Raw genomic sequence first — 21,676 nt, 5'->3', positions numbered from 1 at the left:
CTTAGTCGCGGGCGGTTGCAGAACTGACTGTTAACTATCAATCCTTCTGGGGGAGCCTCGTGATGCTGAAGAAAGCCATCGCAGTCCTAGCCGTCGCCTTTGCGGCGCTGGTCGCTGCGCCGTCCGCCGCCAACGCCGCCTACGTCGTGAGCAACAACATCACCGTCGCCGGCGATGCGACGCCCGGCGGCACCGTGACCGTCAACTTCGCTGCTGGCTCCTTCGCCCCGAACGAGGAGGTCAGCGCCTCCGTGACCGGGAACACGGCAGTGACCCTCTCGGTCGTGAAGGCCGCGGTCACCACCCAGTTCACCAAGCAGGCCTCCGCCACGGGCGCCGTGTCCTTCAACGTCACCCTTCCGGCTGACGCCTCGGGCACCTACACCCTGACCGCCAAGGGCCTCACCTCGGGCAACGTCGGCACCGCCACCATCACGGTCGTCCCGGCCAGCGTCGCCAACACCGGCACGAGCGCCTCGATGGGCAACGCCGGTGGCGCCGCCCTGGCCGAGACGGGTGCCTCGCTCCCGATGCTCATGGTCTGGATCGGTGCCGGCGCCCTCGTCCTCGGCGTCGCGATCGTTGCGACCCTCGGCTTCGTGCGCAAGCAGCGCCGCGCCTGATTTCCTGACGCGGAACGACCCGGCAGCCTTCTGGCCGCCGGGTCGTTTTCTGTGTGGGGAGCTCGTGGCCCTGCGCCTCGCCCCTAGCCCAAGGCGCTCAGCGGCCACCCGGAGGCTCCCCGGACGGACTCCGCGACCAGCGGCGGTAGGCGCTCCGCACCAGTCTCGCCGGGAGGTAGATGCCGAGGAAGAACACCGTCGGTGCCTTCAGGCGCTTGGAGTGGATGCCGTGCGCGGCGTAGGTGCGGCCGAACCGGGTGACGTAGAAGACGAAGTCCCGCGGCGAGTCGTCCAGCCTGCGGGAAGAGATGCCCGTGACCATCGACGGGCTGTAGGCGATGCGCAGGCCCCGACCGGCCAGATGGAGGGCCAGATCGATGTCCTCGTGCAGGCGGTCGTGCTCGTCCGGGCAGGTCTCGCCGCGGATGAGCTTCCACGCGCTCGCGCGGAGGGCCATGTTGGAGCCGAAGAGGAACCGGAACTCGTTCGGGACCGCCTGGAGCATCGCGCGGCGCACCAGCCTGTCGGCGGCCAGGAGGAGGCGGCGGAAGGGCAGGTCCCAGTAGTACACGGGGCCGGTCGCCGCCGCCACGGTGCCGTCAGCGAAGCAGGCCTCGACCTGTTCCACCCAGTCCGGGGAGGGGAGGCTGTCCGCGTCGAAGCGCCCGATGACCTCGCCGCGGGCCTCGTCGAAGCCACGGTTGCGCGTGGGCACGATGCCCGAGGCCCCGTCCTGTCGGACCAGCCGCACGCCGTGGCCCGGATGTGCCGACTGGAACTGCCGGACCACCTGCGCCGTGGCATCGGAGGAGCCGTTGTCGACGACGAGGATCTCCCGGGCGGGGACGGTCTGGCCGACAGCCGCCTCGAGGCTGCGACGGATGAGGGCCTCCTCGTTGAACGCGGGAATCACGATCGACACGGCGCCCATGCCCGTCATCCTTCCCTCGTCCGGCCGCCCGTCCCGGCGGACCGGCGCTGGCCCGCGGGCCTGGCGAGCAGCCACACGCCCGCCACGGCGGCGGCCCCGGCGGCGAGGAAGCCCGCAAAGGCGGCCGGCGGGGCGGCGTCGGCCTCGCCGAGCACGGCGATCCCGAGACCGACCGCCGTCATCGGGTCGACTACGGTCAGGCCGGCCACGACGAGCTCGTCGCTGCCGCCGGCGTGGGCCTTCTGGACGAGGCGGGCCCCGATGACGACAGCGACGGCGAGCCCGGCCACGCCGACGATCGAGAGCCACGCGAAGTCCCCCTGCACGAGCCGGCCGATCACGGCCTTCACGAGGGTCGCGACGAAGCCGTAGAGCACACCGGCCGCGGCCGTGGACAGGGTGGCGTTGGGACGCGAGCGGTTGCGGGCGCTGACGAGGAGCCCCGCGGCGACCGCCATGGCGAGGAGGATCAGGATCGTGCGCAGATGGGCGTCGCTGATCTCGACGTCCTGCGCCGAGGCAGAGGCCACGGCGACGAACGCGGCGATGCCGGCGACGCTGAGCAGGATCGCCGCCGTCTGCCGGCCACCGGGTGCCTGGCGGGACCCGCGGGCGTTGGCGAGGGCTGTCACCACGAGCGCCGCGGCGCCGATCGGCTGGACCACCATGAGGGGGGAGAACCGGAGGGCGGCGAGCTGCAGCAGCACGGCCGCCCCGAGCATCGCGCTCCCGGCGAGCCAGACGGGCCTGCGCGCGAGGGTCCGCAGGCTCGTCTCCCGCGTCCCGTGGGCGCCGACCCCGCGGCCCTGGAAGATGGTCCCGAAGGCCAGGAAGACGGCGCCGAGCAGCGCGATGGGGATCCCGAACCAGTGGGTCGAGGAGAAGACCTTCGCCGCGTGGCCCATGGCCACGGCTCCCGTCAGCATCTGCGTCCAGTACCCGCAGGGCAGGGCGATGAAACGCGGGGCACGGCACCACGCCAATCCACTTCTTCCGTTCATCGGAAGTTCTATAGATCACATCCGGGCCCCGTCCTACATTGGCAGGACAGCCCCGTACGTCCTCGGCGGCATATGGTGTTCGCATGCCGAACACTTGTGCAGGATGCGAACATCGCGCTACTCTGACAGAGGATGCCAGGCGAAGTGCGGGGCACTCTGCTGAGAAACGACTCTGCAAGGAAGCTAGAGGAGGAGAGCCCATGGGCGAGCCCGTCAAGTCGTCGGACGCCGCGGCTGACAATCAGGCGATCGTCAGCCAGGAGATCCGGGACATCGAGGAGTCCTACAAGGCCGGGCGCGCCGCAGGGGCACCCGCCGAGACGCAGCCCCGCGTCGACTACGCCCCGTACCGCAGCTCGATCCTGCGGCACCCCACCAAGAGCCTGCACCATGCCGATCCCGAGACGATCGAGCTCTACAGCCCGGCGTTCGGACACCAGGACGTGCATGCGCTCGAGTCGAACCTGACCATCCAGCACAACGGCGAGCCGCTCGGTGAACGCATGGTGCTCCGCGGCAAGGTGCTCGACGGCGACGGCCGCCCCGTCGCGGGCCAGCTCGTGGAGATCTGGCAGGCCAACTCGGCCGGCCGCTACATCCACAAGCGCGACCAGCACCCGGCCCCCATCGACCCGAACTTCACCGGCGTCGGCCGCTGCATCACCGGCCCGGACGGCTCCTACGAGTTCCTCACCATCAAGCCCGGCGCCTACCCGTGGAAGAACCACCTCAATGCGTGGCGCCCCGCGCACATCCACTTCAGCCTCTTCGGCTCGGAGTTCACCCAGCGCATCATCACGCAGATGTACTTCCCGGGAGACCAGCTGTTCCCGCTCGACCCGATCTACCAGTCGATCGTGGACCAGGATGCCCGCGATCGCCTGATCGCCAAGTACAACCACGACCTGACCTCGCCCGAGTGGGCGCTCGGCTACGAGTGGGACATCGTCCTCACCGGCCCGAAGCGCACCTGGACCGAGAACGAAGCCTACGGAGAGCAGGGCGACGATGAGCACTGAGAACGTGAACAGCACGAAGACCAGCCTGACCGAGACGCCGGCGCAGACCATCGGCCCGTTCTACGGCTTCGCGCTGCCGTTCGAGAAGGGCGGGGAGCTCGTACCGCCGGGCTCCCCGGACAGCATCACGCTGCACGGCACGGTGCTGGACGGTCACGGCGACCCGATTCCGGACGCGCTGCTGGAAATCTGGCAGGCGGACGCCAAGGGCAACGTGGTCGCCGAGACCGGCTCGCTGGTCCGCGATGGCCGCACGTTCACCGGCTGGGGCCGCGTCGCGGTGGGCAACACGGGCAAGTACGTCTTCACGACGGTCAACCCCGGACCCACCGAGCCCGGCAAGGCGCCGTTCATCGCCGTGACCGTGTTCGCCCGCGGCCTGCTGAACCGCCTGTTCACCCGCGTGTACCTGCCCGAAGACGCCGAGGCCCTCGCGAACGACCCCGTCCTGTCCGCCCTCGAGCCCGCCCGCCGCAAGACGCTCGTCGCAGAGCGCCTCGCCGACGGCTCGCTCCACTGGGACATCCGGCTGCAGGGCGAGGACGAGACCGTGTTCCTCGACTTCCACGGCCAGGCCTAGCCCGGGCAAGGAAGACACGATGACGGTTCCCGCCCCCCGCCCCGCCGGCGATCCAGCCGGCCCCGCCAGCCTCGACCCGGCCGACGTCGGCCTGCTCGCCCCCGTCTGGGCCTCGCCTTCCGTGGCGGCCCCGACGGGCGACGCCGCACTGGTCGCCGCGATGGCCGACCTCGAGGCGTGCTGGGCCGAGGCGCTCGAGGCCGCCGGCCTCGCGGGCCGGGGTGCGGGAGCGGCCGTGCGGTCCGTGGTGCGGGCTGCCGCCGGCTCCCCGGCGGGGCCGCTCAGCCCGGCCCGGCTCGCCGAGGCGGGCCAGGGCGGCGGGAACCCCGTCATCCCCCTGGTGAAGGCGCTGCGGGCCTCCGTTGCCGATGCGGACCCCGACGGTCCCGGGAAGGGCGCAGTCCACCAGGGGCTCACGAGCCAGGACGTGCTCGACTCGGCGCTGCAGCTCGTGGGCCGCCGCGCCGTGGTGGGGATCGCGGCCGACCTCGCGGCCGCCGCGGACGCCCTCGCGGACCTCGCGGCGCAGCACCGGGACACCCCCCAGGTGGCCCGCACCCTCGCGCAGCACTCCCTCCCCTCGAGCTTCGGGCTCAAGGCCGCCAACTGGCTCCAGGGCATCGCCCACGCCGAGGCCCGGCTCGCGGGCCTCCGCTTCCCCGTCCAGTGCGGGGGAGCAGCGGGCACCAACGCCTCCCTCGTCGCGCTCGGCGCCGAGCCCGCCACACTGGCGGCCGACTGGGCCCGCCGCGCGGGCCTGGACGCGGCCGTCGCACCGTGGCAGTCCTTCCGCGGGCCGGTCACCGACCTCGCCCACGCCCTCGCCGCCGCCTGCACGGCAGCCGGCCACGTGGCCAACGACGTCATGCTCCTCTCACGCCCCGAGATCGGGGAGCTGGGCGAGCCGCTCGCCGCCGGGCGCGGCGTCTCCTCGGCCATGCCGCAGAAGCAGAACCCTGCCCTCTCGACCCTCATCCGCTCCGCCGCGCTCCAGGCCCCGGCCCACGCAGCGCAGGTCGAGCTCGCCGCGGCCCTGGCCGAGGACGAGCGCACCGGCGGCGCGTGGCACACCGAGTGGCCCGCCCTCCGCACCCTCCTGCGCCTGGCCTCGGGCGCGGCGGCCGCCCTGCGCGAGCTCGCCGAAGGGCTGCGGGTCTTCCCTGGGCGCATGCGCGCCAACCTCGCAATCTCCGGGCCGCTGCTGACGAGCGAGCGGCTCATGCTCGAGCTCGCCCCCGTGGCCGAGGGCGGCCGCGAGGGCGTCCAGTCCGCCGTCGATGCCGCGATCGGCGCGGCCAGGGACGGCGCCGGGACCGACGAGCAGGCGAGGGTCCTGCGCGAGGCGCTGCGCGGCGTCGTGCGCACGGAGACGGTGACCGATGCCCGCCTCGACGAGCTGCTCGACCCGGCGGGCTACCGCGGCGACGCGGCCGGGATCGTGGACCGCGTGCTCGCCGACTACGAAGCCACCGCGGCCCAGCTCCGCGAACCGCTGCGGGGCCAGCTCCGCAGGGCCTGACCCTGCGCCACGCTGAGACCCGCTCCACGACATCCAGTGACACCTGAAGGAAAGGACCAGCACGTGAGCATGCCGAAGATCAAGGCCGTCCGCCTCAGCCCGCGCGAGCAGCTCGGGGACAAGGAGCTCGTGGTGCTCGGGCCGTCGCTCGGAACCTCGACCGTCATGTGGGACGACGCCGCGCGCCTCCTCGGCGACGACTACGACATCCTCGGCTGGGACCTGCCCGGCCACGGCATCTCGCCCGCCGCGGACCCCGACACCGAGTTCAGCATCGGGGAACTCGCGGACGCGGTCGTGGCCCTCGTCGACTCGATCGTCCCAGCCCGCGGTGATGAACGGCCGGTCCGCTTCCACTACGCCGGCGACTCCGTGGGCGGCGCCACGGGCGCCGAACTGGCCCTGCGGCACCCCGAACGGCTCCTGAGCCTGGCGATGTTCTGCTCCTCGGCCCGCTTCAACGGCGCCGAGGGCTACGCCGAGCGCGCCGACCAGGTCGCCAAGCAGGGCACCGCCGTCCGCCTGCAGGCCTCGGCCGAGATCTGGTTCGCCCCCGGCTTCCTGGGCTCCCACCCCACCGAGTCCTCGCGCCTCCTCCACACCCTGCGCGACGCCGACCGGTTCGGCTACGCGGCGGTCTGCCGCGCCATCGCCGCGTACGACGTCCGCGACCGCTTCGGCGAGATCGCGGTGCCGTTCCTCGCTGTGGCCGGCGAATTCGACTCGGTCTGCCCCATCGCCGATGCCCGGTGGATGGCCGAGCACGCGCAGGACGGCACCGCCGTCGAGGTCCCGGGCGTGGCGCACATCGCGCCCACCGAGGACCCGGCCCTCGTCGCAGACCTGCTCCGCAAGCACTTCGCCGCGGCCGCCCGCACGGTGAGCGGCGTGGACGGATCCGGCGCCGGGCAGGAGGCGCGATGAGCCACCAGCAGGCCGGCGAGAACTGGGTCCCGCAGGAGCGGGCCGGGGCCGTCCAGCCCGACGCCACCCAGCGCGAGCTGTACGACGGCGGCCTGGCCGTGCGCCGCGAGGTGCTCTCCGACGAGCACGTGGACCGCGCCAACGCGAACACCACCGAGTTCACGGCGGAGTTCCAGAACATGATCACCCGCATCGCGTGGGGCGGCATCTGGACGCGGCCCGGCCTCAGCCGCCAGATGCGCTCGGTCGCCGTGCTCACCGCGATGATCGCGCACGGGCACTGGGACGAGTTCGCGATGCACGTCCGCGCCGCCCTGCGCAACGGGCTCACGCGGGACGAGATCAAGGAGGTGATCCTGCAGAGCGCGATCTACTGCGGGGTCCCCTCGGCCAACACCGCCTTCAAGGTGGCCCAGAAGACCCTCGACCAGATTGATGCAGACAGCACTAAGGACTCGAACTCATGACTGACGCGTTCGTCTACGACGCCATCCGCACCCCGTTCGGCAAGTTCGGCAGCGGCCTGGCCGGCGTCCGCCCCGACGACCTCGCGGCCCACATGGTCCGCTCGATCGTGGACCGCGCCCCGGGCCTGACCCCCGAGGCCCTCGAGGGAGCGGGCGGCGAGCCCGGCGCGATCGACGAGGTCATCTTCGGCAACGCCAACGGTGCCGGCGAGGAGAACCGCAACGTGGCCCGCATGGCCACCCTCCTCGCGGGCCTGCCGGTCTCGATCCCGGGCACCACGGTGAACCGGCTCTGCGGCTCCTCCCTCGACGCCGCGATGATCGCCTCCCGCCAGATCCAGGTGGGCGACGCCGACGTCATGCTCGTGGGCGGCGTCGAGTCCATGTCCCGCGCGCCCTGGGTCCTGCCCAAGACCGAGAAGCCCTACCCGGCCGGCGACATGGCCCTCGCCTCCACCACGCTCGGCTGGCGCCTCGTGAACAAGAACATGCCCGCCGAGTGGACCGTCTCCCTCGGCGAGGCGACCGAGCAGCTGCGCGAGCGCTTCTCGATCGGCCGCGACCGCCAGGACGAGTTCGCCGCCCGCTCCCACAACCTCGCCGACGCCGCGTGGAACGCCGGCTTCTACGACGACCTCGTGGTCCCGGTGCCCGGCACCGACCTCACCCGCGACGAGGGCATCCGTCCCGGCTCCTCCGCCGAGAAGCTCGCCGGGCTCAAGACCGTGTTCCGCAAGGACAACGGCGACCGCTCGGGGACGACGGCGGGCGGCACCGTCACTGCCGGCAACGCCTCCCCGCTCTCCGACGGCGCCTCCGCCGTGCTGCTCGGCTCCGAGGGCGCCGCGGGCACGCTGGGCCTGGAGCCGATCGCGCGCATCGCCGGCCGCGGCGCCGCCGCCAACGAGCCGCAGTACTTCGGCTTCGCGCCGGTCGAGGCCGCGAACCGGGCCCTCGCCAAGGCGGGGATCGGCTGGGACGAGGTCGGCGCCGTCGAGCTCAACGAGGCCTTCGCCGCCCAGTCCCTCGCCTGCGTGGACGCGTGGAAGATCGACCCCGAGATCGTCAACCAGCACGGCGGCGCGATCGCGATGGGCCACCCGCTCGGTGCCTCGGGCGGCCGCATCCTCGGCACGCTCGCCCGCTCGCTCCAGCGCAGCGGCCAGCGGTGGGGCGTCGCGGCCATCTGCATCGGCGTGGGCCAGGGCCTCGCAGTGGTGCTCGAGAACGTCAACGCGAAGTAAGGGACCGGCATGGCACACACACTCCAGTTCAAGGACACCGCCGCGGAGGCCGTGGCGGCCGTCCGGGACGGCTCGACCGTGATGATCGGCGGATTCGGCAACGCCGGGCAGCCGTTCGAGCTCATCGACGCGCTGCTCCAGGGCGGGGCGAAGGAGCTCACCGTGGTCAACAACAACGCGGGCCAGGCCGACGAGGGCCTCGCGCTCCTCATCAAGGAGGGCCGCGTGAAGAAGATGATCTGCTCCTTCCCGAGGCAGAGCGACTCGTGGCACTTCGACGCGAAGTACCGCGCGGGGGAGATCGAGCTCGAGCTCGTCCCGCAGGGCAACCTCGCCGAGCGCATCCGCGCCGCGGGCGCCGGGATCGGCGGCTTCTTCACCCCGACCGGCTACGGCACCATGCTCGCCGAGGGCAAGGAGACCCGCTTCCTCGACGGGAAGTGGCAGGTCTTCGAGACCCCGATCCACGCCGACGTGGCCCTCATCAAGGCCCTCAAGGCGGACGGCAAGGGCAACCTCGTCTACCGCAAGACCGCCCGCAACTTCGGCCCCATCATGGCCGCCGCCGCGAAGCACACCGTGGTGCAGGTTGCCGAGGTCGTGCCGGTCGGCGGCCTCGACCCCGAGAACGTCATCACTCCGGGCATCTATGTCAACACGATCGTGAAGGTGGGCTGAAAGCATGGGCGAGCAGACGACGTCGGACCTCACCTCGGCGGACACCGCCTCGGGCACCGTGCCCCAGAGCAGCGACGCACCCCTGGGCCGCGACGACATGGCCAAGCTGGTGGCGAAGGACATCGCGCCGGGCTCCTTCGTGAACCTCGGCATCGGCCAGCCCACCAACGTGTCCAACTACCTCACCGAGGAGCAGGACATCACGCTGCACACCGAGAACGGGATGCTCGGGATGGGCCCGGTCGCGGTGGGCGACCAGATCGACCAGGACCTCATCAACGCGGGCAAGATCCCCGTCACCGAGCTGCCGGGCGCGAGCTACTTCCACCACGCCGACTCGTTCGCGATCATGCGCGGCGGCCACCTCGACGTGTGCGTGCTCGGCGCGTTCCAGGTCTCCGCGACGGGGGACCTCGCGAACTGGCACACCGGCGCCCCGGACGCGATCCCGGCCGTGGGCGGCGCGATGGACCTCGCGACCGGCGCGAAGGACGTCTACGTGATGATGACGCTGCTGACCAAGGACGGGAAGTCCAAGCTCGTCCCCGAGCTGACGTACCCTGTGACCGGCGTGGGCTGCGTGACCCGGGTGTACACGGAGAAGGCGGTCTTCCTCATCACGGAGGAGGGCGTGCGCGTCCGCGAGACGTTCGGCATCAGCTTCGAGGGCCTCCAGGGCCTCGTGGACGTGCCGCTGCTGCCCGCCGCCTGAGCCCAGAGCAGCCTGCCAGCAGAGAGGAACCCGTGGCCGAACCCCCGGTGGTTGAGCGGAGCGACGCGGAGTCGAGACCGGGCGACGCGTTCGTGCAGTCGCTCGCGCGCGGGCTCGCCGTGGTGCGCGCGTTCGACGCCGAGCACCAGGAGATGACGCTCTCGGAGGTGGCCGCGCGGACGGCGCTCACGCGGGCCACGGCCCGCCGGTTCCTCCACACGCTCGTCGAGCTGGGGTACGTGCGCACGGATGGGCGGACCTTCGCGCTCACCCCGCTCGTGCTCCAGCTCGGCTACGCCTACCTCTCCGGCCAGCAGCTGCCCGAGCTCGCCCAGCCGATCCTCGAGGAGCTCTCGCACCGGCACGGCGAGTCGACCTCGCTCGCGATCCTCGACGGCACCGACATCGTGTACCTGGCCCGGATCCACACACGCCGGATCATCTCGGTGGGCATCTCGCCGGGCACGCGGTTCCCCGCGCACGCGACGTCGATGGGCCGCGTCCTGCTCGCCGCCCTCCCGCCGGCCGAGCTCGCTGCCTACTTCGCCCGCGCGGAACTCACCCCGCTCACGCCGCGCACCCTGACCTCGCGCGAGGCGATCGAAGCCGAGGTGCGCCGGGTGCGCGAGGCGGGGTACGCCGTCGTCGACCAGGAGCTCGAGGTGGGCCTGCGCTCGCTCGCGGTCCCGGTGCTGGGGGCGGACGGGCGCACGCTCGCCGCAATCAACATGGCCCTCTCCGCGCGGATCGACGGCGACGGCCGGGATGCGGGGCGCGACGCCGAGCTCGCCCGCCTCGTGCCCGAGCTGCGCGCCGCCGCGGTGTCGATCGCCGAGGCCGCCCGCGCGGTCGGGGCCGCCTGAGGCGACCGCGCGGGCTCCCCGGGCATCCGGGATGGGGCGCGTCAGGCCGGCACGCCGGCTTCCGCCAGGCGGCCGTCGGACATCTCTAGCACCCGGTCGCAGTGGACCAGGACATCCCGGTCATGCGTCACCATCACCACGGCCGCGCCCGACTCGCGCGCCTGGTCCGCGAGGAGCGAGACGACCTCGTGGCTGCGGCGGCGGTCCAGGGCAGCCGTCGGCTCGTCGACGAGCAGCAGGCTCGGCCGGTTGACCAGGGCCCGGGCGATCCCCACCCGCTGGCGCTCACCGCCGCTGAGCTGGCCGGGCCGGTGGTCCGCCCGGTGCGACATGCCGACGGCCTCGAGCAGGGGCCCGGGATCCAGCGAGCGGTTCCCCGCCAGGCGCGCCGCGAGGCGGAGCTGGTCGGCGGCGGTCAGGGCGGGAATCAGGTTCGCCGACTGGAAGACGAAGCCGATGGTCGCCAGCCGGAACCGGGCCGCCGCGCCCTTCCCGAGGCCCGCCACCTCCGTGCCGTGGACGCGCACGACGCCGGAGGTCGGCTTCGCGAGCAGGCCCGCCACCGCGAGCAGCGAGGACTTGCCGGAACCGGACGGACCCAACGATGGCCGTGAACTCGCCCGGCTCGACCCGCAGGTCCACCGAGTCGAGGGCGCGGACCTTGCCGTCGCCGAGCTCGAGCACGAGGTCCGAGACCTCGAGGGCGGGCACGGCCGCGGATGATGCTGAGTGCGTGGTCATCGGTTTCCTCCGAGCGCAGTGATGGGATCGACGCGCGTGATGCGCAGGACGGCAACGGCCGCGCCGAGCAGCCCGAGCACCACGGTGAGCGCGGTCGCGATGCCGATGGGGGCCGCTTCGAGGGCGAAGGGGACGGCGTCCGGGATCATGGCGCCGAAGCCCACGCCGACCGCGAGGCCGAGGGCCGTGAAGGCGAGGAGCAGGAGGGCGCCCTGGGCGAGCCCGTCGCGCAGGAGGTAGCCGCCCGAGGCGCCGATGGCGCGCAGCACCGCGATCTCCTGGGTGCGCTGGATGGTCCAGACGGTGAAGAAGGCGCCGACCACGAGCGCGCAGATGGCGTACAGGAAGACCTGGATCATGCTCAGCGTGAGGGTCTCCGCCTCGTAGCCGGGGGACGCGTTGAACGCCTGCGCCTTGGTCATCGTCATGGTGCCGGCGCCGGCGTCGAGGGCGGAGTAGTCGGGGGACCGGCCGGGCGCCGCCTTGAGCGCGACCACGCTCGAGTACGGGTAGTCGGCCGCGTCCACCTGGGCCTGGGTGGGTGCGCCGGGCTTGGCGGTTGCGGAGGCGAGCAGCCGCCACGTGCCGATCGGGAGGTACGCGACGTCGACGTGGCCGAAGGTGGCCTGGCCGTCGGTGAAGCCGGCGACCGTCAGGACGGTCCCGATCCGGTCCAGCGTCACGGTGTCGCCGACCGCCACGCCCTTCGCCTTGAGCGTGGACGAGACGACGATCCCCTCGGGCGCCCCGAGGCCCTTGCCCTCGGCCGCCGCCGGGGCGAGGAACCCGGAGGGCTGCACCCCGAAGAGGGTCAGATCGACCTGGTGGCCCGAGGACGTGGTGCCGTTGACGATGCTCACTCCCATCGGTTCGGCGTGCTCGATCCCCGGCGCGTCCCGCCAGGCCTGGAGCTGCTTGCCGTCCACGAGGGAACGGCTGAAGGCGTTGTCCTTGATGGTGCCCTTGTCGAAGGCGAACGCGGTGGCGCTGAGGGACTTGAGGCCGGAGACCCCGTCGTTGACGAGGCCGGAGGAGAGGCCGGAGAGCAGGACGACGAGCACGGCGATCAGGGAGATCACGGCACCCATGAGGGTGAACCGGCCGCGGGCGAATCTGAGTTCGCGCAGAGCGAGGAACATGTCACTTCCTTGGAGGCATCTTTCCGACTTCGTGTCGGAATCATGCCGACAGTATGTCAGCTACCGGGTGGTGTCGGCAAAAATGGAGAGTCGGCTCGCGGATGCGCGCGGCCGGCGAAGGGCTCCTCAGGGCCGGGAGCCGGGCGTCAGGCGGGCAGGCCCCGGGTGAGGAGCTGGAACGCCGAGTCCGCCACGGCCCGATGGTTGGCCCCGTGCTCGACCAGCTGGACGCCGGCGCCGAGCACGCCCTGGGCGAGGTAGGCCCACAGCGTGGCGTCGGAGTGACCCAGCTCGGCGAGCGTCTGCTCGAGGGGCCGGAACAGGGCGGCGTGCAGGGCGCCGATGTCCTCGCGCCGCTTCGGCGTCAGCTCGGCCTCCCGCAGCGAGGTGGCGAGCCCGTGCTTCCCGTCGGCGGTCATGCGCAGGGTCGCCTCGACGAAGACGCGCAGCCGCTCGAGTCCCGGCGCGGCCTCGGCGAGCTCGACGCCGATCTCCTCGTTCCACTGCTCGAAGGCCCGCAGGGCCACGGCCACCAGCAGGTCGTCCTTGGACGGGAAGTAGTCGTAGAAGCTCGAGCGGGCAAGGCCGGCGCGCTCGGTCACGGCGCGAGGAGTCGCGGCCGCGAGGCCGCCCTCCAGGAGGACCGCCTCGGCAGCCCGGATCAGTGCCGTGCGCTGGGCGTCGCGGTGCTCGGCGACGGTCGGGGCGGAGATCTTCGGCACCGGACCATTATGGGTCCCCGCGGCGCTGTCATCAGCCCCCGGGCGTCGGCGCCGTCCGGGCCGAGGGGCGCGGGTTTAGGCTGAGGGGAACCACGGCGACAGGGAGGTCACCCATGGCACTTCTCGATGACGCCGCCCTGTGGGGCGGCAAGGTGAACATCGGCGGCTGGACGGAGGCGGCGGGCGGCACGCACGACGTCGTCGAGCCCGCCACCGGGGCCACGCTCGGCTCGGTGGGGACCGCCTCGCGCGAGGACGTCTACCGGGCCGCACGGGTCGCGGCCGAGGCGCAGCTCGCGTGGGCGGCCAAGAAGCCCGAGGAGCGGGCCGCCGTGCTGCGCCGGGCCGGCCAGCTCTGGGAGGACCACGGCGCCGAGATCCAGGACTGGATCGTCCGGGAGTCCGGCGGGATCCCGCCGAAGGCGCAGCTCGAGACGCACATCGCCGCGAACGAGTGCTACGAGGCCGCGGCCCTGCCCTCGCACCCGCACGGCGAGGTCCTGACCTCGGACGAGGACCGGTGGTCGTTCGCCCGGCGGCGGCCCGTCGGCGTCGTGAGTGTGATCGCGCCGTTCAACTTCCCCCTCATCCTCTCCATCCGCTCGGTCGCGCCGGCGCTCGCACTCGGCAATGCCGTGCTGCTCAAGCCGGACCCCCGCACCGCGGTGTGCGGCGGTGTGGCGCTCATGCGGGTGTTCGAGGAGGCGGGACTGCCGGCGGGCGTGCTCTCGCTCCTTCCCGGCGGCGCCGAGACCGGCCAGGCCGTGGTCGAGGCGCCCGAGGTGCGGGTCGTCTCCTTCACCGGCTCCACGGCCGCGGGCCGGAAGGTCGGCGAGGCGGCGGCGCGGCTGCTCAAGCGCGCGCACCTCGAGCTCGGCGGCAACAACGCGCTGATCGTGCTCCCGGGCGCCGACCTCGCGAAGGCCGCGTCCGCGGGCGCCTTCGGGTCCTTCATGCACCAGGGCCAGATCTGCATGACCACCGGCCGGCACTTCGTCCACGAGTCCGTGTACGAGGACTACGTCTCCGCCCTTGCCGAGAAGGCCGAGCACCTCCCCGTGGGCGATCCGGCCACCGGGCACGTGGCGCTCGGCCCGATCATCGACCAGAAGCAGCTGGACCGCATCCACGGCATCGTCGAGGCCTCTGTTGCCCAGGGCGGGCGGCTCGCGGCAGGCGGCAGCTTCGAGGGGCTGTTCTACCGGCCCACCGTCCTCGCGGACCTCGACCTCGGCAACCCCGCGTTCGCCGACGAGATCTTCGGCCCCGTCGCCCCCGTCACCCGGTTCACGAGCGTGGACGAGGTCGTGGATCTCGTCAATGCCAACGAGTACGGCCTCTCCGTGGGCATCCTCGGCGACGTCGGCACCGCGATGCAGATCGCCGACCGCGTCCACTCCGGCAAGGTGCACATCAACGAGCAGACCGTCTCGGACGAGGCCAACGCCCCGTTCGGCGGCGTGGGGGCCTCCGGGACCGGGGCCCGGTTCGGCGGCGCCACGGCCAACATGGACGCGTTCACCGAGGTCCAGTGGCTCACCATGCGCCCGGAGATCGCACCGTACCCGTTCTGAGTCCTGTGAGTTCGCCCGGAATGTGCCCGGGCGGGCCGAAAGCCCCTAGGTAGGGCGGCGGCGCGGGCGGACCGTGAGTGGCGTGTCCACGCCACTCACGGCCCTCGCGGCCGCCGTCCGGCTCCAGGCCGGCGGCATCTACCTCGGATGGGGTTCCTTCACGGTCCAGCTCGGGAACCTCATCGTCATCCTCGCGATGATCGCCCTGTTCGTCGCAGCGCTCCTCCTGCCGTTCCCCGGGGGGAAGGACAGGCGATGACCGCGCAGTCCCCGCACTCGGAACCCGGGGGCCGGATCGTGAACTGGACCGGGCGGCTCAGGGGCTGGGGCGTCCGCACCCTGCCGCCGGAACGGCTCCTCCCCGAGACCCAGCCCAGCTACGTCGCGTCCTGGATCTACGTCTTCGGGATGGGCGCGATCGCGGCGCTGGCCTACGTGGTGGTCTCCGGGCTGGTGCTCGCGCTCAATGGGCCCTCCTGGTACCACGTGTCCGCGTTCGGCCACTTCGTCAACAGCACCCACCTGTGGGCGGTCGAGCTGTTCTTCATGACGATGGTCATCCACCTGTGGGGCAAGTTCTGGATGGCGTCCTGGCGCGGCGGCCGTGCCCTCACCTGGATCACGGGAGTGATCGCGTTCGTCGTCTCGATCGTCACGGCCTTCACCGGCTACCTCCTCCAGACCAACTTCGACTCCGAATGGATCGCGTTCCAGGCGAAGGACGCGCTCAACGCGGTCGGGGTCGGCGCGTGGTTCAACGTGGCGAACCTCGGCCAGGTCCTCATGTGGCACATCGTGCTGCTGCCCCTCGCGGTGGGCGCCGTCGTGGTGCTCCATGTGCTCCTGGTGCGCGTCCACGGAGTCGTCCCGCCGCTCGAGGCCGCCGAGACCGACGCCCAGCTGGGGACCGACGCCCGGCTGGGGACCGATGCCCAGCTGGGGACCGATGCCCAGTTGAGGACCGACGCCGAGCTGGGCGGGATGCAGGCCCGGGACTCTCAGGCGATCCCCGAGGCCGGGACGGGCGGCGCGGCATGACGACCACATCGAGGCCGCCTGCCGCCGGACCTGAGCGGCACGGCCGGTCCGAGCAGCACCGGCCGCGCTCCCGCACGCCGCGCTCCCGCCGGACAGGCGACCTCGAGCGCAGGCGCGATCTCGACCGCAGACCGTGGACCGGAGCCGTCCGCGAGTACGACCTCGTCAAGGAGCTCGTCTACGCGCTCGTCGTGATCGGAGTGCTCACCGTGGGACTCGCCGCCGTGGTCGGATCGCCGGACGACGCCCCGGTGACGTTCGCCTCGTGGGCCGGCGCGGCGCCGTCGGACTTCGTGGCGACGGCCACGGCCGAGCTCGGCGGCACGAGCGACACCGCCCAGTACGGCCCGCCGTACAACGCCACCCAGGGCGCGAGCCAGACGCTCGGGCCGATCGACCTCCAGAGCCTCTCGGGCGTCCGCCTGCCGGTCGACACCGCGCAGGACCTCGTGGTGGCGTCCCTCGAAACGCTGCCGCAGCCGCCGTCGGCCCTGTCCGCCTGGACGGGGGCCACGGACAAGCAGCGGGCCGACTGGACGGCCGCCTACTCCGACGCGCTGTCCAAGGCGCCGGACGGCGATCCGGCCAAGGTCCCGTCCGGCGACTACGGCCCGGTGCCCGCGCTGGCCAACGCGCTGCTCGGCATGGCCCGCTCGGGAGCGCTCGACCGGGTGCTCGACGGCGGGACGGCCAGTGGGACGGCCGCGGGCCTCGACCGCACCCGGACCGAGCTGTTCCTCGGCGACGGCTCCTACTTCAAGGGCCTGGCGGACAGCCAGCACCTCACGGGCGACCAGTGGGGCATGATGAACGAGACCGGCAACTACCCGGGCCAGTCCTGGCTGTGGCTCTTCTCCTTCTGGTACCAGATCCCGCCGTTCAACGGGCTCGCCAACGCGGACCTCGTGGTCATCGGGATCATGGTGGTCCTGACCCTGGCGCTGATGTTCCTGCCGTTCATCCCGGGCCTGCGGTCGATTCCCCGGATCATCCCCCTCCACCGGCTCATCTGGCGGGACTACTACCGGCGGCGCTGACCCGTCCCTGAACAAAGGTGCGAAACTGCATCACTCAGGCGGCCGAAGCCCCCTTTGTGGGGGGAAGGCCGCCTGAGTGATGCAGTACCGTGCGGGCTACCGGCGAGGTGGAACCCTAACCGACGGGCTGGGCCTGCGGCGAGGTGAGCCGGGTGAGAGCGTCGATGTCGCGCACGGCGCCCTTGTCCGCCGAGGTGGCCATCGCCGCGTAGGCGCGCAGGGCCGCCGAGACCGGACGCTCGCGGTTCGCCGGGTGGTAGCCGGTCGTGGCCTCGAGCCGCTCGCGCCGGGCGTCGAGCTCAGAGGCGTCGACCACGAGCTCCATCGAGCGGTTCGGGATGTCGATGCGGATCAGGTCCCCGTCCTCGACGAGGGCGATCGTGCCGCCCGAGGCCGCCTCGGGCGAGATGTGCCCGATCGAGAGGCCCGAGGTGCCGCCGGAGAATCGTCCGTCGGTGATGAGCGCACACTTCTTGCCGAGGCCGCGGCCCTTGAGGAACGAGGTCGGGTACAGCATCTCCTGCATGCCCGGGCCGCCCTTGGGGCCCTCGTAGCGGATCACCACAACGTCGCCCTCCTTGACCGTCTTGTTGAGGATCTTCTCGACGGCCTCCTCCTGCGACTCGCACACCACCGCGGGGCCCTCGAACGTCCAGATCGACTCGTCCACGCCGGCGGTCTTGACCACGGCGCCGTCCACCGCGACGTTGCCGCGGAGCACCGCGAGGCCGCCGTCCTTCGAGTACGCGTGCTCGACCGAGCGGATGCAGCCGCCCTCGGCGTCGGTGTCGAGCGAGGTCCACTCGTTCGACTGCGAGAACGCGGTCGAGGACCGCTGCCCGCCCGGCGCCGCGTGCCAGAGCTGCTGGGCCTCGTCGGTGGCCTTGCCGCTGCGGATGTCCCACGCGTCGAGCCACGAGGCGAGGTCGGGCGAGTGGACCGAGTGGACGTCCGTGTGCAGGAGGCCGCCGCGGTTGAGCTCGCCCAGGAGGGCGGGGATGCCGCCGGCGCGGTGCACGTCCTCCATGTAGTACGTCTTGTCCTTGGCGACGTTCGGGGCGACCTTCGCGAGGCACGGGACCTTGCGGGACTTGGCGTCGATCTCGGCCAGGCCGTACTCGACGCCCGCCTCCTGGGCGGCGGCGAGCAGGTGCAGGATGGTGTTGGTCGAGCCGCCCATGGCGATGTCGAGGGCCATGGCGTTGTCGAACGCCTGCGCGGTGGCGATGGAGCGCGGGAGGACGGAGTCGTCGTCGTCCTCGTAGTAGCGCTTGGCGAGGTCGACGACGGTGGCGCCGGCCCGCTCGTAGAGCGCCTTGCGGGCGGTGTGGGTCGCGAGGACGGAGCCGTTGCCCGGGAGCGACAGGCCGATGGCCTCGGTGAGGCAGTTCATCGAGTTGGCCGTGAACATGCCCGAGCAGGAGCCGCAGGTGGGGCAGGCGTTCTGCTCGATGAGGTCGATGTCGGCGTCCGAGATGGACTCGTCCACGGCGTCGGAGATTGCGTTGACGAGGTCGAGGGAGCGGACCGAGCCGTCGGTGAGGGTGACGCGGCCGGCCTCCATGGGGCCGCCGGAGACGAACACCGTGGGGATGTTCAGACGGAGCGCGGCCATGAGCATGCCCGGGGTGATCTTGTCGCAGTTGGAGATGCAGACGAGGGCGTCGGCGCAGTGGGCGTTGACCATGTACTCGACCGAGTCGGCGATGAGGTCGCGGGACGGCAGCGAGTAGAGCATGCCGCCGTGGCCCATGGCGATCCCGTCGTCCACGGCGATGGTGTTGAACTCGCGCGGCACGGCGCCGGCGGCCAGGACCGCATCGGAGACGATGCGGCCCACCGGCGCGAGGTGGGTGTGGCCGGGGACGAACTCGGTGAAGGAGTTGGCGACGGCGACGATCGGCTTCCCGATGTCCGAGTTGGCGACGCCGGAGGCGCGCATCAGTGCGCGGGCGCCGGCCATGTTGCGGCCATGGGTCACGGTGCGGGAGCGAAGAGCGGGCATGGCACGAGCGTTTCACGCGCCCGGGGGCGCCGCCAGACTGCGGTGGTACTAGTAGTGAGAGTGCTAGCGTTGGAGCGTGAGTCCCGAGCCTTCCGCGCGCCGTACGGGTGCTGCGAGTCCGGAGCCGGTTGACCGCCAGGCGGCGAACCGCAAGGAACTGGGGGCCTTCCTCCGTTCCCGACGCGAGCGGGCCGTGCGCGCCGACTACGACCTGCCGCCCGTGGGCCGAGGCCGCACCGTGGGGCTGCGGCGCGAGGAGGTCGCCTTCCTCTCCGGCGTCTCGGTCACCTGGTACACATGGCTCGAGCAGGGCCGCGACATCCACCCCTCGCGCCAGGTGCTCGATGCCGTGGCCGTGAACCTGCGGCTCAGCGCCCCCGAGCACGACTACATCCTGGGCCTCAGTGGCTTCGCGCCGGCGCCGCGCGAGGTGCCCGGCACCCCGGAGCCGGTGCCCGAGCACGTCCAGCACCTGCTCGATGCGCTGGACCCGTCGCCGGCGTTCGCCGTGACCTCGACGTGGGACATCGGCGCGTGGAACAGCGGGTACGAGGCGCTCTTCCCTGGCATCGCCACGGTGCCTGCCCGCGACCGGAACCTCCTGCGGCTCACCTTCACGGATCCGTATGTGCGGGGGATGCTGCCGGACTGGGAGGTCACGGTCCGCAGCTTCCTGGCCGACTACCGCGCCGAGGCGGGTTCGCACGCCGACCGGGCGGCGCACGTTGAACTCGTCACGCGGCTGCGCGAGGACTCTCCCGACTTCGCCCGCGCCTGGGATGACCACGAGGTGCGCCGCTTCGCCTCCCGGGCCCGGACCTTCCTCCATCCCGTGGCCGGACGGCTGGACTTCGAGCAGCACCAGCTCGTGCCCGCCGACGCCCCGACCCTGCACATCGTCGCCTACCTCCCCGCCCCCGGCTCCGACACGGGCGAGCGGATGGCGAAGCTCGTGGGCAGCGGGGAAGATCGTAGGGCGGGCCTCAGAACGGTGGCGGATCCTCGCGGTACGGGCGGGTGATGTAGCGGCGTCCTGAGGGCGCGGTCCACTCGAGAGTGCCCGGGGGCTCGGGCCCCGGTGGTGGCGTCTGCGCGGTTTGTGGCGTGTGGCTCGGTGGCGGAGCTGGGTTCGGGGCCGGCCCGTGAGGAGGCGGTGCAGACGGATCGTCGGGCGTCGTGGTGGCAGGCACCTCCGCGTCGGCTCCGAGGTGCCTGACCGTCCAGAGGCCGAGGCTCTTGAGGCGGTGGTGCTCGGGGCACAGGAGCGCAAGGTTGCGGATGTCGGTCTGGCCGCCCTCGTGCCATTCGATCGTGTGGTCGGCCTCGGTGGCCGCGGAGGGCTTGTCGCAGCCCGGGAAGCGGCACGTGGCGTCCCGCACCGTGAGGAACCGCCGCATGGCCGCGGTGGGCGCGTAGCGGATGCGGCCGATCGACAGCGGCGCCCCGTCCCGGGCGCTCACCAGCAGCCGGGTCCAGGTCGAGGCCTGCGCGGCGAGGCGCCGCGTCGTCTCAGGATCGATGGGGCCGTAGCCGAGGATCTCGCCTGGGCCATCCCCGGTGCCATCAACGGTCGACGCCGGTGCGGTCACCACGAGCTGCAGGCGCACCCCGCCGAGTGGCACCCAAGCCGACGGCGGCTCCGCCCATGGTGGCTCGGCACGCGGCGCCCAAGCCGAGGGCCGCTCGGCGCCCTCGGACACGCCGCCCGCGACGGGAGCGCCGCCGACGACTGGAGTGCTGCCGAGCTGCGGGCCGGCGCCGTGCTGCAGGAGGTCGGTCAGGACGTCGGTGCGGAGCTGGTTGATGGTGCGCGCCTCGGCGGGTGACTGGAGCGAACGCGCGATCGCCGTGAGGCGCGTATCGACCACCGCGCCCACCTCGAGGGGGAGGAACGCCGTGAGGTAGCACATGCCGTCGCCCGTGGGAGTCACGTCCACGCGGCGGTCGGCGACGGCTTTGGCCCGGCGTGCCGCGAGGGGCTCCTCGCAGTAGTCCTCTGCGAGGCGTCGCAGGCGCCGCCCCAGGGCGGGAAGGGTGGGCCGGCGGTCCGGGTCCTCGGGCGCAGCGATGGCGGCGGCTGCCGCTGCGAAATCTGCGAGGCGCGTGGACGGGACCGGAATGGCGGCGTCGAGCATCGCGGCCGCCCGCTGGCGTGTGAGCCGCCCGGCCTTCATCGCGTCGAGGACAGGTGCCATCAAGGGATCGGCGAGGGCTCGGGCTTCCTCGACCCTCGCCCGCGCCGTCCGCTGGGACACGCGGAGCGCTGCGGCAATTTCGGAGGCCGCGAGGGACGGGGCCTCGAGGCGCCGTTGGAGATCGCCTGATCTTTCGTGGAGCCGCACAAGCTCGGCCATGAGCCCGGCACGCTGGGCATCGAGGCGCGCCTGGTCGACCTCGGTCTCCTCGATGGCCCGCACGATCTCGGCGGCGTGTTCGAGCCGCAGGGCCCGCCGTGCCGTGGAGAGGTCCTCGTCGCTGCGGGGAGTGGGAATGCCGAGGGCCTCCCACTCGCCGGCCGTCACCACGCTGGGGTCGAGGACCGCAGGGTCGACCACCGTAGAGCCCGCCTCCATGGCTTCGAGGACGCGGTCCGGCGCCAGATGCGGGGCGACGATGGCGAGGACGGCCGAATCGAGCGACTCCGGCCCGATCTCCTGGCTGTCGAGTGCCTGCACCAGCGCGAGGTAGTCCTCGATCACCGGCAGCGCGCCGCGGCCCTCGGCGCTGAACGGATCGACGAATCCGTAGTCCTCGTAGTCCTTCGCGAGCAGTTCCTCGTCCGGAGGAAGGCCGTCGAGGCTGACGGCTCGCGGCGCTCCCGCACCCCGCTGCCTCCCGACCCCGCCCGGCGTCCCCATA

At 72.3% G+C, this 21,676-nt stretch carries 23 protein-coding genes; 16 read left to right on the top strand and 7 right to left on the bottom strand.

From position 1 onward, the window contains the following. Positions 1 to 62 precede the first annotated feature (62 nt). Positions 63 to 623 (top strand): hypothetical protein, encoded by a 561-nt coding sequence (locus J2W20_RS14830; protein ID WP_307007464.1) that lies wholly within the window; start codon positions 63 to 65, stop codon positions 621 to 623. 97 nt (positions 624 to 720) lie between these two features. Here J2W20_RS14830 and J2W20_RS14825 read toward each other — a convergent pair whose 3' ends face one another. Together J2W20_RS14825 and J2W20_RS14820 are read right to left on the bottom strand one after the other, a co-directional pair. After that, positions 721 to 1,554 (bottom strand): glycosyltransferase, encoded by an 834-nt coding sequence (locus J2W20_RS14825; RefSeq protein ID WP_307007463.1) that lies wholly within the window; start codon positions 1,552 to 1,554, stop codon positions 721 to 723. 5 nt (positions 1,555 to 1,559) lie between these two features. After that, a complete protein-coding gene (locus tag J2W20_RS14820; RefSeq protein WP_307007462.1) occupies positions 1,560 to 2,480 on the bottom strand; it encodes a multidrug DMT transporter permease in 921 nt (306 codons plus the stop codon). Between the two features lie 275 nt (positions 2,481 to 2,755). Between J2W20_RS14820 and pcaH the strand changes: the two genes are divergently transcribed. The 9 genes from pcaH (at position 2,756) to J2W20_RS14775 (ending at position 10,561) form a co-directional block, all read left to right on the top strand. Beyond that, a complete protein-coding gene (gene pcaH / locus J2W20_RS14815; RefSeq protein WP_307007461.1) occupies positions 2,756 to 3,574 on the top strand; it encodes a protocatechuate 3,4-dioxygenase subunit beta in 819 nt (272 codons plus the stop codon). Then, positions 3,564 to 4,154, top strand: a complete 591-nt coding sequence (gene pcaG, locus J2W20_RS14810) for a protocatechuate 3,4-dioxygenase subunit alpha (RefSeq protein WP_307007460.1) — start codon at positions 3,564 to 3,566, stop codon at positions 4,152 to 4,154. The genes pcaH and pcaG overlap by 11 nt, the downstream gene beginning before the upstream one ends. A gap of 19 nt (positions 4,155 to 4,173) precedes the next feature. Then, complete coding sequence (locus J2W20_RS14805; protein ID WP_307007459.1) at positions 4,174 to 5,673, top strand: lyase family protein; 1,500 nt, start codon at positions 4,174 to 4,176, stop codon at positions 5,671 to 5,673. 69 nt (positions 5,674 to 5,742) lie between these two features. After that, a complete protein-coding gene (locus J2W20_RS14800; RefSeq protein WP_307007602.1) occupies positions 5,743 to 6,597 on the top strand; it encodes an alpha/beta fold hydrolase in 855 nt (284 codons plus the stop codon). Continuing rightward, on the top strand, positions 6,594 to 7,064 hold the full coding sequence (gene pcaC, locus J2W20_RS14795; protein ID WP_307007458.1) for a 4-carboxymuconolactone decarboxylase: 471 nt from the start codon (positions 6,594 to 6,596) through the stop codon (positions 7,062 to 7,064). Before J2W20_RS14800 ends, pcaC begins: the two co-directional genes overlap by 4 nt. After that, positions 7,061 to 8,308 (top strand): thiolase family protein, encoded by a 1,248-nt coding sequence (locus J2W20_RS14790; RefSeq protein WP_307007457.1) that lies wholly within the window; start codon positions 7,061 to 7,063, stop codon positions 8,306 to 8,308. The genes pcaC and J2W20_RS14790 overlap by 4 nt, the downstream gene beginning before the upstream one ends. A 9-nt stretch (positions 8,309 to 8,317) precedes the next feature. Continuing rightward, a complete protein-coding gene (locus J2W20_RS14785; protein ID WP_307007456.1) occupies positions 8,318 to 8,986 on the top strand; it encodes a 3-oxoacid CoA-transferase subunit A in 669 nt (222 codons plus the stop codon). A gap of 4 nt (positions 8,987 to 8,990) precedes the next feature. Then, a complete protein-coding gene (locus J2W20_RS14780) occupies positions 8,991 to 9,698 on the top strand; it encodes a 3-oxoacid CoA-transferase subunit B (protein WP_307007455.1) in 708 nt (235 codons plus the stop codon). Positions 9,699 to 9,730: 32 nt separating this feature from the next. Further along, positions 9,731 to 10,561: an IclR family transcriptional regulator domain-containing protein gene (locus J2W20_RS14775; protein ID WP_307007454.1), complete on the top strand. Its 831-nt coding sequence runs from the start codon at positions 9,731 to 9,733 to the stop codon at positions 10,559 to 10,561. A gap of 41 nt (positions 10,562 to 10,602) precedes the next feature. On the opposite strand, the gene J2W20_RS14770 is transcribed toward J2W20_RS14775, so the two are convergent. Then, a complete protein-coding gene (locus J2W20_RS14770; RefSeq protein WP_307007453.1) occupies positions 10,603 to 11,163 on the bottom strand; it encodes an ABC transporter ATP-binding protein in 561 nt (186 codons plus the stop codon). Between J2W20_RS14770 and J2W20_RS14765 the strand changes: the two genes are divergently transcribed. Beyond that, complete coding sequence (locus tag J2W20_RS14765) at positions 11,141 to 11,284, top strand: hypothetical protein (protein WP_307007452.1); 144 nt, start codon at positions 11,141 to 11,143, stop codon at positions 11,282 to 11,284. The genes J2W20_RS14770 and J2W20_RS14765 overlap by 23 nt on opposite strands. A gap of 14 nt (positions 11,285 to 11,298) precedes the next feature. Here J2W20_RS14765 and J2W20_RS14760 read toward each other — a convergent pair whose 3' ends face one another. Continuing rightward, entirely contained in the window at positions 11,299 to 12,441 is a 1,143-nt protein-coding gene (locus tag J2W20_RS14760; protein WP_307007451.1) for an ABC transporter permease, read from the bottom strand. A gap of 146 nt (positions 12,442 to 12,587) precedes the next feature. Continuing rightward, positions 12,588 to 13,163, bottom strand: coding sequence for a TetR/AcrR family transcriptional regulator (locus J2W20_RS14755; protein WP_307007450.1), 576 nt, complete (start codon positions 13,161 to 13,163; stop codon positions 12,588 to 12,590). Positions 13,164 to 13,276: 113 nt separating this feature from the next. On the opposite strand from J2W20_RS14755, the gene J2W20_RS14750 reads away from it, so the two are divergent. The 4 genes from J2W20_RS14750 to J2W20_RS14735 all read left to right on the top strand — a co-directional run bounded on the left by J2W20_RS14750 (position 13,277) and on the right by J2W20_RS14735 (position 16,812). Beyond that, the gene (locus J2W20_RS14750; RefSeq protein WP_307007449.1) at positions 13,277 to 14,737 is read left to right on the top strand and encodes a benzaldehyde dehydrogenase; all 1,461 of its coding nucleotides are present in this window, start codon (positions 13,277 to 13,279) and stop codon (positions 14,735 to 14,737) included. Between the two features lie 82 nt (positions 14,738 to 14,819). Next, positions 14,820 to 14,996, top strand: coding sequence for a hypothetical protein (locus J2W20_RS14745; protein ID WP_307007448.1), 177 nt, complete (start codon positions 14,820 to 14,822; stop codon positions 14,994 to 14,996). Beyond that, positions 14,993 to 15,775, top strand: coding sequence for a cytochrome b N-terminal domain-containing protein (locus tag J2W20_RS14740; protein ID WP_307007447.1), 783 nt, complete (start codon positions 14,993 to 14,995; stop codon positions 15,773 to 15,775). Before J2W20_RS14745 ends, J2W20_RS14740 begins: the two co-directional genes overlap by 4 nt. Next, positions 15,772 to 16,812 carry a hypothetical protein gene (locus J2W20_RS14735; RefSeq protein ID WP_307007446.1) on the top strand — a complete coding sequence of 347 codons (1,041 nt, stop codon included), beginning with the start codon at positions 15,772 to 15,774 and terminating at the stop codon, positions 16,810 to 16,812. The genes J2W20_RS14740 and J2W20_RS14735 overlap by 4 nt, the downstream gene beginning before the upstream one ends. Before the next feature lie 115 nt (positions 16,813 to 16,927). On the opposite strand, the gene ilvD is transcribed toward J2W20_RS14735, so the two are convergent. After that, complete coding sequence (gene ilvD, locus J2W20_RS14730) at positions 16,928 to 18,817, bottom strand: dihydroxy-acid dehydratase (protein WP_307007445.1); 1,890 nt, start codon at positions 18,815 to 18,817, stop codon at positions 16,928 to 16,930. A gap of 76 nt (positions 18,818 to 18,893) precedes the next feature. Here ilvD and J2W20_RS14725 point away from each other — a divergent pair, with 76 nt between their 5' ends. Further along, entirely contained in the window at positions 18,894 to 19,838 is a 945-nt protein-coding gene (locus J2W20_RS14725) for a helix-turn-helix transcriptional regulator (protein WP_373458023.1), read from the top strand. Here the strand turns inward: J2W20_RS14725 and J2W20_RS14720 are convergent. Beyond that, a complete protein-coding gene (locus tag J2W20_RS14720) occupies positions 19,801 to 21,675 on the bottom strand; it encodes an HNH endonuclease signature motif containing protein (RefSeq protein ID WP_307007444.1) in 1,875 nt (624 codons plus the stop codon). The two genes, J2W20_RS14725 and J2W20_RS14720, sit on opposite strands and share 38 nt — an antisense overlap. Position 21,676 lies beyond the last annotated feature (1 nt).

It is taken from the genome of Sinomonas atrocyanea (genome assembly GCF_030812675.1).
Classification (GTDB): domain Bacteria; phylum Actinomycetota; class Actinomycetes; order Actinomycetales; family Micrococcaceae; genus Sinomonas; species Sinomonas atrocyanea_B.
Note: the sequence above shows the minus strand (reverse complement) of the source record. Positions and strands in the feature narration are given on the sequence as shown.

Coding starts and splice junctions, on each gene's coding strand:
- J2W20_RS14830 (WP_307007464.1), top strand. CDS start 63: ATGCTGAAGAAAGCCATCGCAGTCCTAGCCGTCGCCTTTGCGGCGCTG.
- J2W20_RS14825 (WP_307007463.1), bottom strand. CDS start 1,554: ATGGGCGCCGTGTCGATCGTGATTCCCGCGTTCAACGAGGAGGCCCTC.
- J2W20_RS14820 (WP_307007462.1), bottom strand. CDS start 2,480: ATGCTGACGGGAGCCGTGGCCATGGGCCACGCGGCGAAGGTCTTCTCC.
- pcaH (WP_307007461.1), top strand. CDS start 2,756: ATGGGCGAGCCCGTCAAGTCGTCGGACGCCGCGGCTGACAATCAGGCG.
- pcaG (WP_307007460.1), top strand. CDS start 3,564: ATGAGCACTGAGAACGTGAACAGCACGAAGACCAGCCTGACCGAGACG.
- J2W20_RS14805 (WP_307007459.1), top strand. CDS start 4,174: ATGACGGTTCCCGCCCCCCGCCCCGCCGGCGATCCAGCCGGCCCCGCC.
- J2W20_RS14800 (WP_307007602.1), top strand. CDS start 5,743: ATGCCGAAGATCAAGGCCGTCCGCCTCAGCCCGCGCGAGCAGCTCGGG.
- pcaC (WP_307007458.1), top strand. CDS start 6,594: ATGAGCCACCAGCAGGCCGGCGAGAACTGGGTCCCGCAGGAGCGGGCC.
- J2W20_RS14790 (WP_307007457.1), top strand. CDS start 7,061: ATGACTGACGCGTTCGTCTACGACGCCATCCGCACCCCGTTCGGCAAG.
- J2W20_RS14785 (WP_307007456.1), top strand. CDS start 8,318: ATGGCACACACACTCCAGTTCAAGGACACCGCCGCGGAGGCCGTGGCG.
- J2W20_RS14780 (WP_307007455.1), top strand. CDS start 8,991: ATGGGCGAGCAGACGACGTCGGACCTCACCTCGGCGGACACCGCCTCG.
- J2W20_RS14760 (WP_307007451.1), bottom strand. CDS start 12,441: ATGTTCCTCGCTCTGCGCGAACTCAGATTCGCCCGCGGCCGGTTCACC.
- J2W20_RS14750 (WP_307007449.1), top strand. CDS start 13,277: ATGGCACTTCTCGATGACGCCGCCCTGTGGGGCGGCAAGGTGAACATC.
- J2W20_RS14740 (WP_307007447.1), top strand. CDS start 14,993: ATGACCGCGCAGTCCCCGCACTCGGAACCCGGGGGCCGGATCGTGAAC.
- J2W20_RS14735 (WP_307007446.1), top strand. CDS start 15,772: ATGACGACCACATCGAGGCCGCCTGCCGCCGGACCTGAGCGGCACGGC.
- ilvD (WP_307007445.1), bottom strand. CDS start 18,817: ATGCCCGCTCTTCGCTCCCGCACCGTGACCCATGGCCGCAACATGGCC.
- J2W20_RS14720 (WP_307007444.1), bottom strand. CDS start 21,675: ATGGGGACGCCGGGCGGGGTCGGGAGGCAGCGGGGTGCGGGAGCGCCG.